The organism is Arcobacter venerupis, from assembly GCF_013201665.1.
In the GTDB taxonomy this organism is placed as follows: domain Bacteria; phylum Campylobacterota; class Campylobacteria; order Campylobacterales; family Arcobacteraceae; genus Aliarcobacter; species Aliarcobacter venerupis.
In genome coordinates, this window is sequence record NZ_CP053840.1 from 3,181,645 (window position 1) to 3,197,152 (window position 15,508).

General features: G+C 26.1%; 16 protein-coding genes. 12 read left to right on the plus strand and 4 right to left on the minus strand.

All coding sequences use genetic code 11. The features are described from left to right. Together AVENP_RS15720 and typA are read right to left on the minus strand one after the other, a co-directional pair. Positions 1–1,365 (minus strand): circularly permuted type 2 ATP-grasp protein, encoded by a 1,365-nt coding sequence (locus AVENP_RS15720; RefSeq protein WP_128359828.1) that lies wholly within the window; start codon positions 1,363–1,365, stop codon positions 1–3. Between the two features lie 187 nt (positions 1,366–1,552). After that, positions 1,553–3,367 (minus strand): translational GTPase TypA, encoded by a 1,815-nt coding sequence (gene typA, locus AVENP_RS15725; RefSeq protein ID WP_128359827.1) that lies wholly within the window; start codon positions 3,365–3,367, stop codon positions 1,553–1,555. Positions 3,368–3,607: 240 nt separating this feature from the next. Here typA and AVENP_RS15730 point away from each other — a divergent pair, with 240 nt between their 5' ends. The 9 genes from AVENP_RS15730 to AVENP_RS15770 all read left to right on the plus strand — a co-directional run bounded on the left by AVENP_RS15730 (position 3,608) and on the right by AVENP_RS15770 (position 10,594). Next, entirely contained in the window at positions 3,608–5,218 is a 1,611-nt protein-coding gene (locus tag AVENP_RS15730; RefSeq protein ID WP_128359826.1) for a phosphoethanolamine transferase, read from the plus strand. Further along, positions 5,199–5,900, plus strand: coding sequence for a phosphatase PAP2 family protein (locus AVENP_RS15735; protein WP_172664342.1), 702 nt, complete (start codon positions 5,199–5,201; stop codon positions 5,898–5,900). The genes AVENP_RS15730 and AVENP_RS15735 overlap by 20 nt, the downstream gene beginning before the upstream one ends. Beyond that, on the plus strand, positions 5,884–6,243 hold the full coding sequence (locus AVENP_RS15740; RefSeq protein ID WP_128359824.1) for a diacylglycerol kinase: 360 nt from the start codon (positions 5,884–5,886) through the stop codon (positions 6,241–6,243). The genes AVENP_RS15735 and AVENP_RS15740 overlap by 17 nt, the downstream gene beginning before the upstream one ends. A gap of 82 nt (positions 6,244–6,325) precedes the next feature. Then, positions 6,326–6,727, plus strand: a complete 402-nt coding sequence (locus tag AVENP_RS15745) for a DUF1924 domain-containing protein (RefSeq protein WP_128359823.1) — start codon at positions 6,326–6,328, stop codon at positions 6,725–6,727. A gap of 10 nt (positions 6,728–6,737) precedes the next feature. Further along, positions 6,738–7,250, plus strand: coding sequence for a diheme cytochrome c (locus tag AVENP_RS15750; protein WP_128359822.1), 513 nt, complete (start codon positions 6,738–6,740; stop codon positions 7,248–7,250). Between the two features lie 11 nt (positions 7,251–7,261). After that, positions 7,262–8,380, plus strand: a complete 1,119-nt coding sequence (locus AVENP_RS15755) for a cytochrome b/b6 domain-containing protein (RefSeq protein WP_128359821.1) — start codon at positions 7,262–7,264, stop codon at positions 8,378–8,380. Beyond that, positions 8,346–8,732, plus strand: a complete 387-nt coding sequence (locus AVENP_RS15760) for a hypothetical protein (RefSeq protein WP_128359820.1) — start codon at positions 8,346–8,348, stop codon at positions 8,730–8,732. Before AVENP_RS15755 ends, AVENP_RS15760 begins: the two co-directional genes overlap by 35 nt. Continuing rightward, a complete protein-coding gene (locus AVENP_RS15765; RefSeq protein ID WP_128359819.1) occupies positions 8,725–9,390 on the plus strand; it encodes a response regulator transcription factor in 666 nt (221 codons plus the stop codon). The genes AVENP_RS15760 and AVENP_RS15765 overlap by 8 nt, the downstream gene beginning before the upstream one ends. Before the next feature lies 1 nt (position 9,391). Beyond that, positions 9,392–10,594: an ArsS family sensor histidine kinase gene (locus tag AVENP_RS15770; protein WP_128359818.1), complete on the plus strand. Its 1,203-nt coding sequence runs from the start codon at positions 9,392–9,394 to the stop codon at positions 10,592–10,594. On the opposite strand, the gene hutX is transcribed toward AVENP_RS15770, so the two are convergent. Next, positions 10,569–11,057, minus strand: a complete 489-nt coding sequence (gene hutX / locus AVENP_RS15775; protein WP_128359817.1) for a heme utilization cystosolic carrier protein HutX — start codon at positions 11,055–11,057, stop codon at positions 10,569–10,571. The genes AVENP_RS15770 and hutX overlap by 26 nt on opposite strands. A 30-nt stretch (positions 11,058–11,087) precedes the next feature. Further along, positions 11,088–12,857: an ABC transporter ATP-binding protein gene (locus AVENP_RS15780; RefSeq protein ID WP_172664343.1), complete on the minus strand. Its 1,770-nt coding sequence runs from the start codon at positions 12,855–12,857 to the stop codon at positions 11,088–11,090. A gap of 227 nt (positions 12,858–13,084) precedes the next feature. Here AVENP_RS15780 and AVENP_RS15785 point away from each other — a divergent pair, with 227 nt between their 5' ends. From AVENP_RS15785 to AVENP_RS15795, 3 genes are all read left to right on the plus strand, one after another. Beyond that, on the plus strand, positions 13,085–14,029 hold the full coding sequence (locus tag AVENP_RS15785; RefSeq protein WP_128359815.1) for a helix-turn-helix domain-containing protein: 945 nt from the start codon (positions 13,085–13,087) through the stop codon (positions 14,027–14,029). Positions 14,030–14,125: 96 nt separating this feature from the next. Next, complete coding sequence (locus AVENP_RS15790) at positions 14,126–14,683, plus strand: HugZ family pyridoxamine 5'-phosphate oxidase (protein ID WP_172664344.1); 558 nt, start codon at positions 14,126–14,128, stop codon at positions 14,681–14,683. Beyond that, positions 14,676–15,503: a heme/hemin ABC transporter substrate-binding protein gene (locus AVENP_RS15795; protein WP_128359813.1), complete on the plus strand. Its 828-nt coding sequence runs from the start codon at positions 14,676–14,678 to the stop codon at positions 15,501–15,503. Before AVENP_RS15790 ends, AVENP_RS15795 begins: the two co-directional genes overlap by 8 nt. Positions 15,504–15,508 lie beyond the last annotated feature (5 nt).

The window sequence follows — 15,508 nt, forward strand, 5'->3', positions numbered from 1 at the left end:
TTATGCCTCCATAACCCAAGTATCTTTAAATCCACCACCTTGAGATGAATTCACTAAATAATTCCCAGCTTCCATTGCATAACGTGTCAGTCCACATTTCCAAACTTTTGGCTCATCACTCATTACAACATAAGCTCTAAAATCTGCTTTTCTTTGAACAATTTCATCGTTTAAGTAACACTCTTCATCATAAAACTCTATTAACTCTTGTGCAATGAATCTTCTAGGATTTGCTTCAATTATAGTTTTTAAATCTGATAACTGGATTTTCGTCATCGCATGCCCAAACATAACCCCATAACCACCTGCTTCTGCAACATCTTTTATTACTAATTTTTCAATATTATCAAAAATATATTTTTTATCATTTTCAAAATAAGGTAAATATGTTGGTGCATTTTCTAAAATTGGCTCTTCACCTAAATAATATTTAATCATTTTTGGAACAAAATAGTAGATACCTTTATCATCAGCAACTCCATTTCCAGGTGCGTTCATAATGGCAACATTTCCAGCTAAATAAGCTTCCATGATTCCTGGAACTCCAATTAAACTCTCTGAATTAAAGAACTTTGGATCTAAAAATTCATCATCTAATCTTCTATAAACAGCTCCAACTCTTACTAATCTTCCATCATAATTTTTAAAGAATAAAATTTTATTTTTTACGACTAGTTCTTCATTTCTTACAAGTTGAGCACCTATTTTTTTTGCTAAATACGTATGTTCATAATATGCCGAATTAAATCTTCCAGGAGTTAAAACAACATTTATTCCTCCACAATTTACATAATCCATAGACTCTCTCAGCATTGATGGATACTCTTTAATAGGTTTAATTTTTAGCTTTTCAAAAAAACTTGGATAGATTTTTCTGTAAGTATCTCTAATTGATAAAGGATAACTAGCTCCACTTGGAACTCTTAAGTTATCTTCTAAAATAACCCATTTATCAGAAACTGTATCTTTTACTAAATCTATACCATTAATATGAGTACGAATTTTTTTTGAAGGAGAGAAACCATGAAGTTCTTTTAAATATCCTTTTGCTTGATAAATAAACTCTTCTGGCACAATATTATCTTTTACAATATTTTTAGTAGTATATAAATCTTCTAAAAATAGATTTAAGGCTTTTATTCTTTGAGTTAATCCTCTATCAATTATATCAAACTCTTTAGTTTCTATAATTCGAGGAATAACATCGAATGGTAAAGATCTTTCAATAAAATTTCCATCTTTGTAAAGATTGAAATTAACAGCAAACTTATCCATATAATTTTGGAACTCTTTTATCTTTTGTCTATCCTGATTAGAAAAGGTTTCCCAGAAAACTTCAGATACACTATTTTTTTCATTACTCAAATTACACCTCCTGAACTAAATAAATTCTAGTCTTATTTATCTAAATCTAAACTAAATAATTCATATGGCAAAACATTTGACTGTATAATTATTATACACAATGGTATGATTATTTTATATAGCATAAAAAAAAAGGGAAAGGATAAAATATCCTCTCCCTCTTATAAAAATAACTAAAAAGTTAAAATTAGTTATATTTCTCTTTTTTTGCTGTTCTTTTTCTAACAGTTGGATCTAACTCTCTTTTTCTTACTCTAACTGAAATAGGTGTAATCTCAACTGATTCATCTTCTTCAATCCATTCTAATGCATTTTCTAAAGACATAGCTCTTGGTGGAACTAATTTAATAGCTTCATCAGCACCTGAAGATCTAACATTTGATTGAGCTTTCCCTTTAGTTGGGTTAACATCTAAATCGTTATCTTTTGCATGTTGACCAATTACCATTCCAACATATACTTTATCTTGAGGTTTAACAAACATAATTCCTCTATCTTGTAAGTTGAAGATTGAATAACCAACAGCTTCTCCAGCTTCCATAGAAACTAATGCTCCATATTTTCTTGATTCAACTATTCCTGAATATGGTCTAAATTCTAAGAATGAGTGATTCATAACACCCTCACCTTTAGTTTCTGTTAAGAATTCTGTTCTAATACCAATTAAACCACGTGCAGGAATTTCAAACTCTAATCTTGTATAACCAGCACCCATTGGTACCATATTTGTCATATTAGCTTTTCTTTTTCCAAGTTTTTCAATAATAGCACCTGTATGTTCATCAGGTAAATCAATAACTAAATGTTCAAATGGTTCAGTTTTAACACCATTTTCAATTTTTGTAATAACTTCAGGTCTTCCAATACAGAACTCAAAACCTTCTCTTCTCATATTTTCAGCAAGGATACAAATTTGTAATTCCCCTCTTCCATTTACTTTAAATTTACCCTCACCAATTTGCTCATAATTCATAGCAATGTTAGTGTTCATTTCAGCTGCTAATCTTTCATTGATTTTATTTGAAGTAATAAATTTACCTTCTGTTCCTGCTAATGGAGAATCATTTACAGCAAATGTTACAGAAAGAGTTGGCTCTTCAATGTGCATTGGGTCAAGTGGCATTGGATTTGTTGGGTCACATAATGAATCACCAACATCAATAGTTTCAAAACCAGCAACAGCAACAATATCACCAGTACCAGCAGTTTTAATATCAAATCTATCCATACCTTTAAATCCGATAAGTTTAGAAACTCTTCCTTTGATTTTTTCACCATCAGCTTTAACTAAAAGTACAGTTTCACCCATTGAAATAGTACCGTTAAAGATTCTAGCAATACCAATTTTTCCAATGAAGTTATCATAGTCAAGTGTAAATACTTGAAGTTGTAAACCATTTTCATCAGAACCTACTGGTTTTGGAACTTCTGTTAAAATTGTTTGAAATAATGGAGTTAAATCTTTGTTTTCATCAGATAAAGACATTTTTGCATAACCATCACGTGCAGCTGCATAAACAACTGGGAAATCTAATTGCTCTTCAGTTGCATCCATTTGAGCGAAAAGGTCAAATACTTCATCAACAACTCTATCTGGATCTCCACCTGGTTTGTCAATTTTATTAATAACAACGATTGGTCTGTGTCCTAAAGATAAAGCTTTTTTAACAACGAATTTAGTTTGAGGCATAACACCTTCTTGAGCATCAACAAGTAATAAAACAGAGTCAACCATTTTTAATACCCTTTCAACTTCTCCACCAAAGTCAGCATGGCCTGGAGTGTCGATGATGTTAATTCTTACACCTTCATAATCAATAGCTGTATTTTTAGAAAGAATAGTAATTCCTCTTTCTTTTTCGATAGCATTGCTATCCATTACTCTTTCATCAACATTTTGGTGCGATGAAAATGTTCCTGATTGTTTTAATAACTCATCTACTAATGTAGTTTTACCGTGGTCAACGTGTGCAATTACTGCAATATTTCTAATGTCTCTCATTGATTCTCTTTATATAAATTTTCGCGATTATACTAAAAAATAGCTTAAGTCCACAAATATATCTATGAAAGCAGGAAAAATCGTAATTTACCTGTAATAATTGTAAAGAAATTGTAAATACATTTTACAATTGCAATTTATAATAAACATATATAATGAACAAAAATTAATTTATGGTTAATTGAATATTAATTAAATACTATTATCATTCAGCCATCATAAATAACACAAGGGCTTTGATTGAAACAAATTTCTCAATATAGACTAATATTTATTAGTGCAATATTTTTTACAATATTTTATAATTTTTCATTTTTTAAAAATGTATTAAATACTTATCCAAACCAAGGATTAAATATCATTTATATTTTTTCTATTTTTATTTTATTAATAAGTTTTATTATATTTTTATTTTCACTTCTTTCATCTAAATATACAACTAAACCTCTTTTAATAATTACATTGGTTGTTTCAGCATTTACTGCATATTTTATGGATACTTATCATGTTGTTATTGATGATAGTATGATTAGAAATACTTTACAAACAAATTTAAATGAGTCATCTGATTTATTTAGTTATAAACTAATCATCTATATTTTATTTTTAGCGATAATTCCTTCATATCTTATTATTAAAACTAAAATTGAATATAAACCTTTTAAACAAGAGATTTTCTCAAAACTAAAAACTCTTTTATTATCTTTAGCAATTATTTTGGTCGTATTATTTAGTTTTAGTAAATTTTATACTTCATTTTTTAGGGAGCATAAACCACTAAGATACCATATAAATCCAATATATTGGATTTACAGTATTGGAAATTATATAAGTAAAACCACAAGTGGACCAATTATTATCAAAGAAGTTGGGCAAGATGCAACTATATTAAAAGATGCTAATAATCGACTTGAGAAAAAGGAATTAATTATTATGGTAGTTGGAGAGGCTGCACGAGCTAATAGATTTTCACTAAATGGTTATGAAAAAGAGACAAACCCTCTTCTTAAAAAAGAGGATATTATAAATTTTTCAAATATGTATTCATGTGGAACATCAACAGCAGAGTCTGTTCCTTGTATGTTCTCAATTTTTGATAAAACAGATTATGATTATAAAAAAGGTATATCAACTGAAAATATTCTAGATGTTTTAAAACATACAAATGATGTAAAGATTTTATGGAGAGACAATAATTCTGACTCAAAAGGTGTTGCATTAAGAGTAGATTTTGAAGATTATAGAACTTCTAAAACAAATACAATATGTGATGAAGAGTGTAGAGATGAGGGAATGTTAGTTGGACTTGATGAATATATCAAAAAAAACAAAGATGAAGATATTTTAATAGTACTTCATCAAATGGGAAATCATGGCCCTGCTTATTATAAAAGATACCCAAAAGAGTTTGAAAAATTCACACCTGTTTGTAAATCAAATCAATTGGAAGAGTGTACGCAAGAAGAAGTAAGTAATGCTTATGATAATGCAATTTTATATACAGATTACTTTTTGTCAAAAGTAATTAATTTCTTAAAACCATATTCTAATGATTATGAAACGGGAATGGTTTACATGAGTGATCATGGAGAAAGTCTTGGTGAAAATGGAATTTATTTACATGGGTTACCATATTTTATGGCTCCAGATGAACAAAAACATATAGGTTCACTTATGTGGTTTGGTGGAGAGATAAAAGAAGAAATTGATACAAATAAACTAAATACTTATAAAAATGAACGATTTTCACAAGATAATCTGTTTCATACACTTTTAGGTTTATTTGAGATAAAAACTAATGTTTATAAAAAAGATATGGACATTATAAATAATGCTAAAATCTCTCAATAAGCAAATAGTAATTACAGCTATTTTATTAATAGCTGTAATTGCACTTTTTCAATTTAGCAATTTAGATATATTTGTACAAAACTTTTTTTATAATTTTGATACAAAAAATTGGTTATTACAAAAAGAAGAATCCATTCTGAGATTTTTTTTATATGATGGGATAAAAGTTCTACTTATTATATTTGCTGTAGCTATTTTATTCTCTTTAATTTTTTTAAGAAAAAAGCAGTTTATACAAGAGTATAAAAAAGGTTTAATTATTGTTTTATTATCAGCTATTTTTGTTCCATCACTCATAGGTACATTAAAAGCCGTTACAAATACACCTTGTCCTTGTGATATTGTCCATTTTAATGGAACTTATCCTGATATTAAAGTATTTGATTCTTACCCAAAAGATTTTGTTCAAACTTCAAAAATCAAGTGTTGGCCAGCAGGTCATGCTAGTGGTGGTTTTGCACTTATGGCTCTATTCTTTTTATTTAAAACTGTAAAAAATCAAAAACGTGCATTAATTGGTGCTTTAATAGTTGGTTGGAGTATGGGTACATACAAGATGCTTTTAGGTGACCACTTTTTAAGTCATACAATTATTACTATGTTGTTAGCTTGGCTTATTATTTTATTAATAGTAAAATTAACACAATTCAAACAAAAGGTAACCCTTGAGAAATCAACCTAAATATAATTTTTTTAAAAATACCTCTTATGCATTAAAAGGTTTAATTGACTTAATCAAAACAGAGACTTCTTTTAAAATAGAGTTAATCATAACTATTATTTTACTTCCTGTAATTATTTTTATTGATGTAAGCCTTACTAACAAAGCTTTAATGTTCATTACTTTAATGGGAATGATCCTAGCAGAAACTACAAATAGTGCAATCGAGCGAGTTGTTGATTTAGTAACTTTGGAACATCATGATATGGCAGGACGAGCTAAAGATGTAGGAAGTGCTATAGTATTTTTAAGTATTTTTATCTTTATTGTAACTTGGGCAATTGTACTAATAGATACTTTGTAAAGAAATTGTCAAGACAAATAACAAAAAAACTTTAAACTATTCCCTTATACTTCTGTTATATAAAAAGCAGAGGTATAACAAAATGAGAATTCTACTCCTAACAGCCCTATTTCTAAATCTAACTTTCGCAAGTGTTGTTGATGATTATCTAAGCACTTTAAAACAAGAGGTTTTAAAAATTAATCCAACTTTCACAACGTTTGATGCCAAAAGAGGTGAAGAGATTTTCACCTCAAAACATATTGGTAAAAAAGGCAAAGAGATTTCATGTACAACTTGTCACACTATTAATCTTAATAATAGTGGAGAAAACACTTTCACTGGAAAAACTATTGAACCCCTTTCTCCAAAAGCAAATCCAAAAAGATTTACAGATGTTAAAGAGATTGAAAAATGGATGAAAAGAAACTTTAACGATGTTTATAATCGTGAGGGATCTGCACTTGAAAAAGGTGATGTAACAACTTACATCATAAATAAATAAAGGAAAAACCATGAAATATTTAATTTTCTTGACACTAATTATAAACTCTTTATTTGCAGAGTCTTATTCATCTACTAAAACAGATGTTGCACCTGTAAATAATCAGTTATATATAAATGAATGTGCATCTTGCCATTTTGCTTATCAACCAGGATTACTTCCAGCTAATGCTTGGACTAAAATAATGAAAAATTTAGATAAACATTTTGGAACAGATGCCTCACTTGCACCTGAAGATTTCCAAACTTTATCAAAATATTTAGAAGATAATAGTGCAGAAAAAAATATGCAATATAAAAGAAGTAATAGAATTGTTTCAAGTATTCCAGCTGGACAAATTCCTGATTCAATTTCAACAACTCCTTACATGATTAAAAAACATAGTGAACTAAGAAAAAATATGATTACACAACCTGAAGTTAAAGGTTTATTTAATTGTGTTGCTTGTCATACGACAGCTGATAAAGGAATCTATGGTGAAAGAGATATAAAAATCCCAAACTATGGTAGATGGGAAGATTAAAGGGGTAATTAATGAAAAAATCATATATTTGGTCAATGCCAACTAGAGTTTTTCACTGGCTTTTTGTACTATTTATTTTATTAGCTTTTTTAAGTGATGATGAAGCTAAATTATTAAATTATCATGCAATAGCAGGATATGCCGTATTAATTCTTCTTATTTTTAGAGCTTTTTGGGGATTCTTTGGACCTAAATATTCATTATTTAAGGATTTTCCAGCAAATCTTCAAAGTTCAAAAGATTTTCTAAAAAATATATTTGAAGAAAAACAAAAGTATATTGGTCATAATCCCTTGGCTTCTTATGTATTAATTGCCATGTTCATTGTGGCTTTTTTAACTATACTTTCTGGTATTTTAGCCTTTGGTGTTCAAGAGGGAAAAGGTATTTTAGCTTTTTTAAATAGTTCATATTTTAAAGATATGAAACTTTTTAAAGAGATACATGAACTTTTATCAAATCTCTTTATAGCTTTAATAATTGCCCATATTTTGGGTATTTTAGTTGATAGATTACTTCATAAAAAACATGAAACTCTTAATTCTATAATTACAGGTTACAAAGTTACAAATGATGATGAAAGTATAAAATTAAACATCTATCAAAAAGTATTTGCAGGAATTATGTTTATATTTTTTATTAGTTTTTTATGTTTTAATCTTTACAAACCAACTAATATCTTAACCTCATCAATTTACAAACCTGTGGATTATCAAACACAAAATGCAGCCTTTGTAAATGAGTGTGCTTCATGTCACACTTTGTACCCTCCAAATCTTTTACCAAAAAAGTCTTGGGAATTAATCATGAGCAATTTAGAAAATCACTTTGGTGATGATGCTTCAATAGATGAAAAATTAAATGAAAATATTCTAGCTTTTCTAATTAAAAATAGTGCCGAAACCTCAACTATGAAAAATAGTTGGAAGTTTTTAAACTCTATTGGAGACAAAGATATTATTGCTATGACTAAAACAACTTATTGGGAAAAAAAACATAAAGATATACCAAAAGAGATTTTTGATAATGAAAAAGTTAAAAGCAAAGCAAACTGCAAAGCTTGCCATACAGATATAGAAAAAGGATTAATTGATAATGAAAATATTAAAAATCTTTCTGCTTTTAAGTAGTTTTTTTTTATTTTTACATGCCAGTGATGATAAACATGGCAAATATTCCTACAAAAATCTTGAATATTTGGATTTAAATCCTCAACAAAAAAAAGATATAAAAGAGGTTTTAATCGACTTTAAATACAAATATAAAAAATTCTATGAATATAAAAAAGATAAAGAAGATGAACTAAAAGATATAATAGAAGATAATATTTTTAATGATAAATTATATTTTGAAATTTTAACTGATTTAAAAACAAAAGCCTCTTTTTTAGAAATCGAAAAACTTAAAAAAATACATATGATTTTAAATGAAAAACAAAGAGAAAAATTTTCAAAATATCTTGAGGAGCGAGAAATTGAGTAAAAATGTTTTATTAATTGAAGATGATTTACAAATGCAAAAATTAATATTTGAATATTTACAAGATTATGATTTTACTTGTACGGCTTTTTCACATCCAAAAGATGCCCTTGAAAACTTCAAAAATAACAACGACTACGCAATTATAATTCTTGATTTAATGCTTCCTGATATTGATGGTTTTGATTTATTTAAAAAACTAAAACAGATAAAAGATATTCCTATTATCATCTCATCTGCAAGGGGTGATATAGGAAATAAAATCCACGGTTTTGAGCTTGGAGCCGATGATTATTTAGCAAAACCCTATGAACCAAGGGAACTTGTTTTAAGAATTGAACATATTTTAAAAAAGAATTTATCAAATAAAATCACTATTGGTGAATTTGTAATTGATAAAGATAATAGAACTGTAATTTTAGATGATTTTCCAATAGATTTAACAAAAATAGAGTTTGAAATATTTATATTTTTAATTGATAATATAAATAAAATATCATCAAGAGAGCAGATACTACATGCAACTTCATTGGATGAAAATACAAAAAATAGAACAATAGACATGCATATTTCAAATATTAGATATAAAATTGGTGATGACTCAAAAAATCCTAAATATATCAAATCTGTTTGGGGTATTGGTTATAAGTTTGTAGGATAAAATGTCAATTTTTAAAAAAATATCAATTTTATTTATCATTAGTTTAACTCTTATGTCTATTATTGGTTTTTGGATTGATAATATAAATTCAAAAAGAGTAGATAGTTTAGTAAAAGAAAAATATATAAAAATCTCAAATGAACTATTTGAAAATATTGAAAATAAAAGTCTATTAGATAAGTTAATTAAAATTTATGATTTAGAATATAAAAAAAGCATAAAAAAAGAGAAAGATTATGAAGTTTTATATGATAATAGACTCACTTTTGGAAATATTATAATTCTAAAAAAATCCTTTGATGATGAATTTATTATAAAAATAAAATATTTAGATGATGAGTATATTTTAGAATCTCCCGATGAAAAAAATATCATAGATAAACTGATATTAAATATTCTTGTTTTTACAGATATTTTTGTTTTAATTCTAATCTTTTTATATCTAATAAAACTACTATCACCTTTAAAAGTCATAACCAAACAGCTCACAAATTTTGCAAATGGTGATTTATCAAGTAGGTTAGATATATCTTCAAAAGATGAAATAGGAGTTTTGGCAATTACCTTTAATAAAATGGCTAATTCCCTTGAAAATTCTATAAAAACAAGAGAAGAACTCTTAAGAGATATTGGACATGAACTTCGAACTCCTATTGCAAAAGGTAAATTTGCTATTGAAAAAATTGATGATTTTTCCCAAAAAGAGTTATTGAAAAAGATTTTTTTTGATCTAGAAATTTTAACAAATGAGTTAATAGAACTTGAAAAGCTGGATCTTACAAAACTAAATCTCACAAATTTCACTGCTGAAACTTTAATTGTAGAATCACTTGGAAAACTCTATTTAGAAGATGAGTCAAAAATAGATATAAATATAGTTGATAATTTTAAGATTTTAGGAGATTTACACTACTTATCAGTAGCTCTTAAAAATTTAATTGATAATGCTTTGAAATATGCTATTTCATTCCCAATAATTATTGAAGTAAATAAAAAAGAGATATTAATTTCAAATAAAGGTAAAAAACTATCAAAAGAGATAGAGTATTACTTAAAACCCTTTACACAAGAACTATCTCAAAGGGACGGCTTTGGATTAGGTTTAAGTATTGTAAAAAAGATTATTGATAAACATAATTTTAAATTGGATTACTCTTATGAAAATGAGTTTAATACCTTTAAAATTTATCTTTTAATTCCATAAATTTTTCTACTTGTTCTTGATTTAGCTCTTTATTTTCATCTCTATTTACAAATATTTTTAGAATATGTTCACCTTGTATATCATAAAAAACCACACTATGAGATATCATCCCTCGATGTTTTTTAGATATAAAAATGATTTTTTCAATATCATTTACTTTTAAATGTCCTGAAATTGAAGAGTCATTAGAATCAAAATTATAATACCCGTGTCCATAAGTCCCAGTTGGCATATTATCTTTAATTTCTATTACAAAAGATGGAGTAATTTTTATCATTAGTATCTTCCCCCATGTGGAAATATCTTCGATTATTTCGTCAAATTTTGAACCATCAACTGCTTTAGCAATATTATCATTTATATTCTGTAATACCTCATATTCATTAACATTTAATTTTTGTGCTATTTCCAATGTAGAAATTTCTGGATTTTGATTTAAAATCTCTTCAATCTTTTTTTTCATAATTTTTTCCTTTGTATTAAATTTTGTATTTTAAATTAGTTGATTTTTAATAAATTCTAAATAGTGTCCCTCTTCTTTTTCTAATTTATTATGATTTCCTTCTTGAACTATTTTGCCATCATCAAGTACATATATTTTATTTACATTTTTTACTGTACTTAATCTGTGTGCAATTGTAATAACTGTTTTATTTTCTAAAATAGGTTTTAAATCATTAAATAATTTTGTTTCAGTAAGAACATCAAGTGCAGAAGTTGATTCATCAAAAATCACAATAGATGGATTTGCAATAATCATTCTAGCAATAGATAATCTTTGTCTTTGCCCTCCACTAAGTCTTACTCCATGCTTCCCTACTATCGTATCAAGTTTATCATTCATATTTTCTACACTTTGTTTTAGTTGTGCAATTTCTAAAGCTTTATTTATAGATTCATCACTTATCTCTTCATCTCCCATAGTTATATTAAATCTTAGTGTATTATTAAATAATATTGGCATTTGCAAAACAAGGAAAATTTCACTTCTCAAACTTTTTTTATTTAACTCTTCAATTTTTATATTATTATATTTTTGTTCACCACTTATCTTAGTATAAAAGCCTGCAATTATTTGTGCTAAAGTTGTTTTTCCACTTCCACTTGCACCAATTAAAGCTACTTTTTCACCTGCTTTTATTTCTAAAGATATATTTTTTAAAATATCTTTATTTTCATTATAAAAAAAATTAAGATTTTCTAATTTTATATCTATACCATTTTTATTATCTTCAAAGAATTTTGTTCCATTTGGTTCATTTCTAAGTTGTAAAATTTTATTTATTCTATTTAATGCTGCAATTGCAGTTGCATACGAATATTGCATAGATAATATATCTTGTACAGGAGTCATAATAAACCAAATATAACCAAACATTGCAAGCATCATACCAATAGATAAATCGCTATACATAACCATAACTAAACCAGTTGCTCTTAAAATCTCAAATACAATCAAAAATAGTGTGAAAGAAAATCTTTCAAATGCCACACTTTTATATCCATAATTATTTGAAGTAATTTGAATATTTTTTGCTTTTAAAATTGCTGTTTTAAAAAAATCTTCTTCTTTATTACTTGCTTTAATTTGACTAAATAAATCTAAAGATTCTCCAATATTATTTTGAAAATCTTCAATTGCTTGATTTTCTTCTTTTTTTAAATTTCCAACTTGTTTTACTATTTTTCTTGATAAAAACATTATTAAGGGTTGAATTGTTATTATCATTAATCCTAAAACTGGATGAATTACTATAATTACTATTGCAACTGCTATTAAAGTTAAAATAGATGTAACAAGTTTGCTAATTCCTGATATAACAAAATTATCTAATGTATTTACATCAGTTATTAAATTTGCTGAAATTGCACCACTTCCTAAACTTTCATATTCATTCATAGAAACTATTTTTAAATGGAAAAGTAAATTTTCTCTTATTTTAAAAGTTACATATTTTGCAATATTTGTAAATATTTTTGTAGTTAAAACAGATAACAAAAAATATATAAGTCTTAGAAAAACTACACCTAAACTTACTATAAATATATAATAAAAAGCTGTTCCTTCTCCAAATAAATCATTTATATTCAATACAAAAAAAGCTGGTTTATTTAAAAGAACTTCATCTACAAGTGCTGGAAGCATTAAAGGTATCGGAACACTTATTAAAATTGTAATAACAGTTATTAATTGACCTATTATAAGAAGTTTTTTCTTTTTTAAAAGTAAGTTCCAAATATATTTTAAATCAATTTTTTCCATAATCACTCTCTTATTTTTATTGAATTTTATTATAAAGATAATTTATTCAGAATGAAGATAAAAAGTGTTATTGGCTTAAAATATAAATTTTAATCTATTTTTAAGTTAAATTCTAATCAAATTATAAGAAAAATTAATTATTATCTAATAAAAAACAAGCTTTAAAAGCAATCAAAGTTAATTTAAATTAAAATTCATTTTAATAATCATTATTATAAAGAGAATGCATGACTAAATTATCAAGATCTGAACTTTTTAAAACTGGTAAAGTATTAGTGAAAGAAGAAAGGAGCAAATTTTTTATAAAACAAATAGCAACTATAAATAATCAATTTATAGATTTGAAAATAATAAATGCCATGGTTGAAGACAATATTTATTTAAATATTGTCGATAATAATATTAAATTATCACATATTCAAAAACTTCGTAGTAAAAGTAAACAACTTCAAATAAGAATAATATTACAAGGTAAACTTGAAAAGTTAAACCACTCAACAAATGAAAAGAAAATTTATAACAAAAATGAAATAAGTTTAGAATATGAAGAAGATATTGAAGAATCTTTATTAAATAAACAGGGGCAACATTTAAAATATATATGTATAACTTTAGATGAAAAATATCTAAGTGAAAATGGATTTTTTTCCAATATGTTCATAAATAACTTTAGTAAAAAGTTATATGAACCTGATTTAGAAAATAGATTTCATGAGCTATTTAATAGAGAGTATACGAGTGGTCTTGATAAAATTTATTTGAAAAACAAGACTATGGAAACAATACTTTATGTTCTTGAAAAAGTAGAAAAACTAGAAAAACTTAATCTAATTGGCTTAGATGATGAAGATGTAAAAAGAATAAAAAAAGCAAAAATGATAATAGATGAATCATTTCAAGAAAATATAACTATCGCTTTTTTATCAAAAAAAGTGGCATTAAATCAAACAAAATTAAAAAAAGGATTTAAACAACTTTTTAATAAAACAGTTCACGAATATTTAAAAAATATTAGACTTGAAAAAGCCGTAGAATATTTAAAAATAAATAAATATTCTGTAAAAGAAGTTTCTTTAATGGTTGGATATACAAATCAAGGAAGTTTTTCTTATGCTTTTTCAAATAAATATAATTGTTTGCCTAAGGATATTCAAAAAAAATCCGATTTATGAAAAAAGAGTTCCATTTTATATAAATTAATATTGATATTCATTCTTAGTTCTATTATAATTTAAAACAAATTTATGTATATAAAACAAAGGAATTTTATGGAAAATAAACCAAAAATTATGAAAAAAGAAGAAGCTCAAGAAGAGTTGAATATTTTTTTAAACAACATAAAAACAGTAATATTATCTACAGTTAACCAAGAAGGTGAACCTTTTGCAAGTTATTCACCATATGTACAAGATGAAGAAAGTAATTTTTATGTATTTGTAAGTACAGCCGTTCAACATTCACATAATATGTACAATACAAAAAAAGCTCATTTACTTTTTATTGAAGATGAAAGTGTAACCAATCACATTTATGCAAGAAAAAGATTATATTTTAAAGCTCATGCAGAAAAATTTGAAGCTAATGATGAAAGATTTGAAAAGATTGCCCAACTATTTGAACAAAGACATGGAGAACAGGCTTCCTTAGTTAGAGTTATGCCCGATTCAAGATTTTATAAATTAACACCATCTGATGGTAATTTAGTTTTAGGATTTGGCGCAGCATTTAAACTTGATACTTCAAATAAGAAAATTGAAAAATTACAAACGATGAATGGAAAAGCCCATGGAGGAACACATGAAGAAGGATTAAAAAAAGATGCTTAATATAATTAAATTAGTTTTAATTTTAATTTTAGCAAGTAATCATGCTTTTGCTTCAAAAATTGTAAGTGTTGGTGGTAGTATTACAGAAACTATTATTGCTCTTGGTCATGAAAAAGAATTAATAGGTGTTGATCAATCAAGTATATATCCAAAAGAAGTAACCTCAAAACTTCCTAATGTGGGATATTGGTTGACTTTACCTCAAGAAGGAATCTTATCTTTAAAACCTGAAGTTGTAATTATTAGTAGTCAAGCCGAACCTAAAAAAGTTGTGGAAAGTCTTCCTAAGTATGGAATAAAAACATACATTATCGAGGATAAACCATCTTTAGAATCTGCAAAAATTAAAATTAAACAAATTGGTGAGATTTTAGGAGAAGATAAAAAAGCATCAGAAATTATTAATAGAATAGAAAATAATTTTTTAAAAATGAAAGAAGAGATAAAAGATAAAGATAGACCTAAAGTATTATTTTTATTTTCAAGAGGTGAAGGTACAGTAATGGCTGCTGGAACGCAAACAAAACCAGGAGTTATGATAAATTTAGCTGGTGGAGAAAATGTAGTTAATAGTAAACAATATACTAAAATTTCTTCAGAATCTATTTTAGAAATGAATCCTGATGTAATAATAACATCTAATCATGCAGGAGAAAGTGGACTTGACAATAATATTGTAAGTTCAACAAATGCAGGTAAAAATAATCAAATTTATTCTATGGATATGCTTTTAATTTCAGGTTTTACTGTTAGAGTTGATACTGCTTTACAAAAATTATCTTGTATATTAAATAATCAACAATTAACATATTGTAAATAAGTTTA

Excerpts from the sequence above, each read along its gene's own strand:
- AVENP_RS15755 (WP_128359821.1), top strand. The coding sequence starts at position 7,262 with ATGAAAAAATCATATATTTGGTCAATGCCAACTAGAGTTTTTCACTGG.
- AVENP_RS15785 (WP_128359815.1), top strand. The coding sequence starts at position 13,085 with ATGACTAAATTATCAAGATCTGAACTTTTTAAAACTGGTAAAGTATTA.
- hutX (WP_128359817.1), bottom strand. The coding sequence starts at position 11,057 with ATGAAAAAAAAGATTGAAGAGATTTTAAATCAAAATCCAGAAATTTCT.
- AVENP_RS15780 (WP_172664343.1), bottom strand. The coding sequence starts at position 12,857 with ATGGAAAAAATTGATTTAAAATATATTTGGAACTTACTTTTAAAAAAG.
- AVENP_RS15750 (WP_128359822.1), top strand. The coding sequence starts at position 6,738 with ATGAAATATTTAATTTTCTTGACACTAATTATAAACTCTTTATTTGCA.
- AVENP_RS15795 (WP_128359813.1), top strand. The coding sequence starts at position 14,676 with ATGCTTAATATAATTAAATTAGTTTTAATTTTAATTTTAGCAAGTAAT.
- AVENP_RS15790 (WP_172664344.1), top strand. The coding sequence starts at position 14,126 with ATGGAAAATAAACCAAAAATTATGAAAAAAGAAGAAGCTCAAGAAGAG.
- AVENP_RS15745 (WP_128359823.1), top strand. The coding sequence starts at position 6,326 with ATGAGAATTCTACTCCTAACAGCCCTATTTCTAAATCTAACTTTCGCA.
- typA (WP_128359827.1), bottom strand. The coding sequence starts at position 3,367 with ATGAGAGACATTAGAAATATTGCAGTAATTGCACACGTTGACCACGGT.
- AVENP_RS15760 (WP_128359820.1), top strand. The coding sequence starts at position 8,346 with ATGAAAATATTAAAAATCTTTCTGCTTTTAAGTAGTTTTTTTTTATTT.
- AVENP_RS15735 (WP_172664342.1), top strand. The coding sequence starts at position 5,199 with ATGCTAAAATCTCTCAATAAGCAAATAGTAATTACAGCTATTTTATTA.
- AVENP_RS15770 (WP_128359818.1), top strand. The coding sequence starts at position 9,392 with ATGTCAATTTTTAAAAAAATATCAATTTTATTTATCATTAGTTTAACT.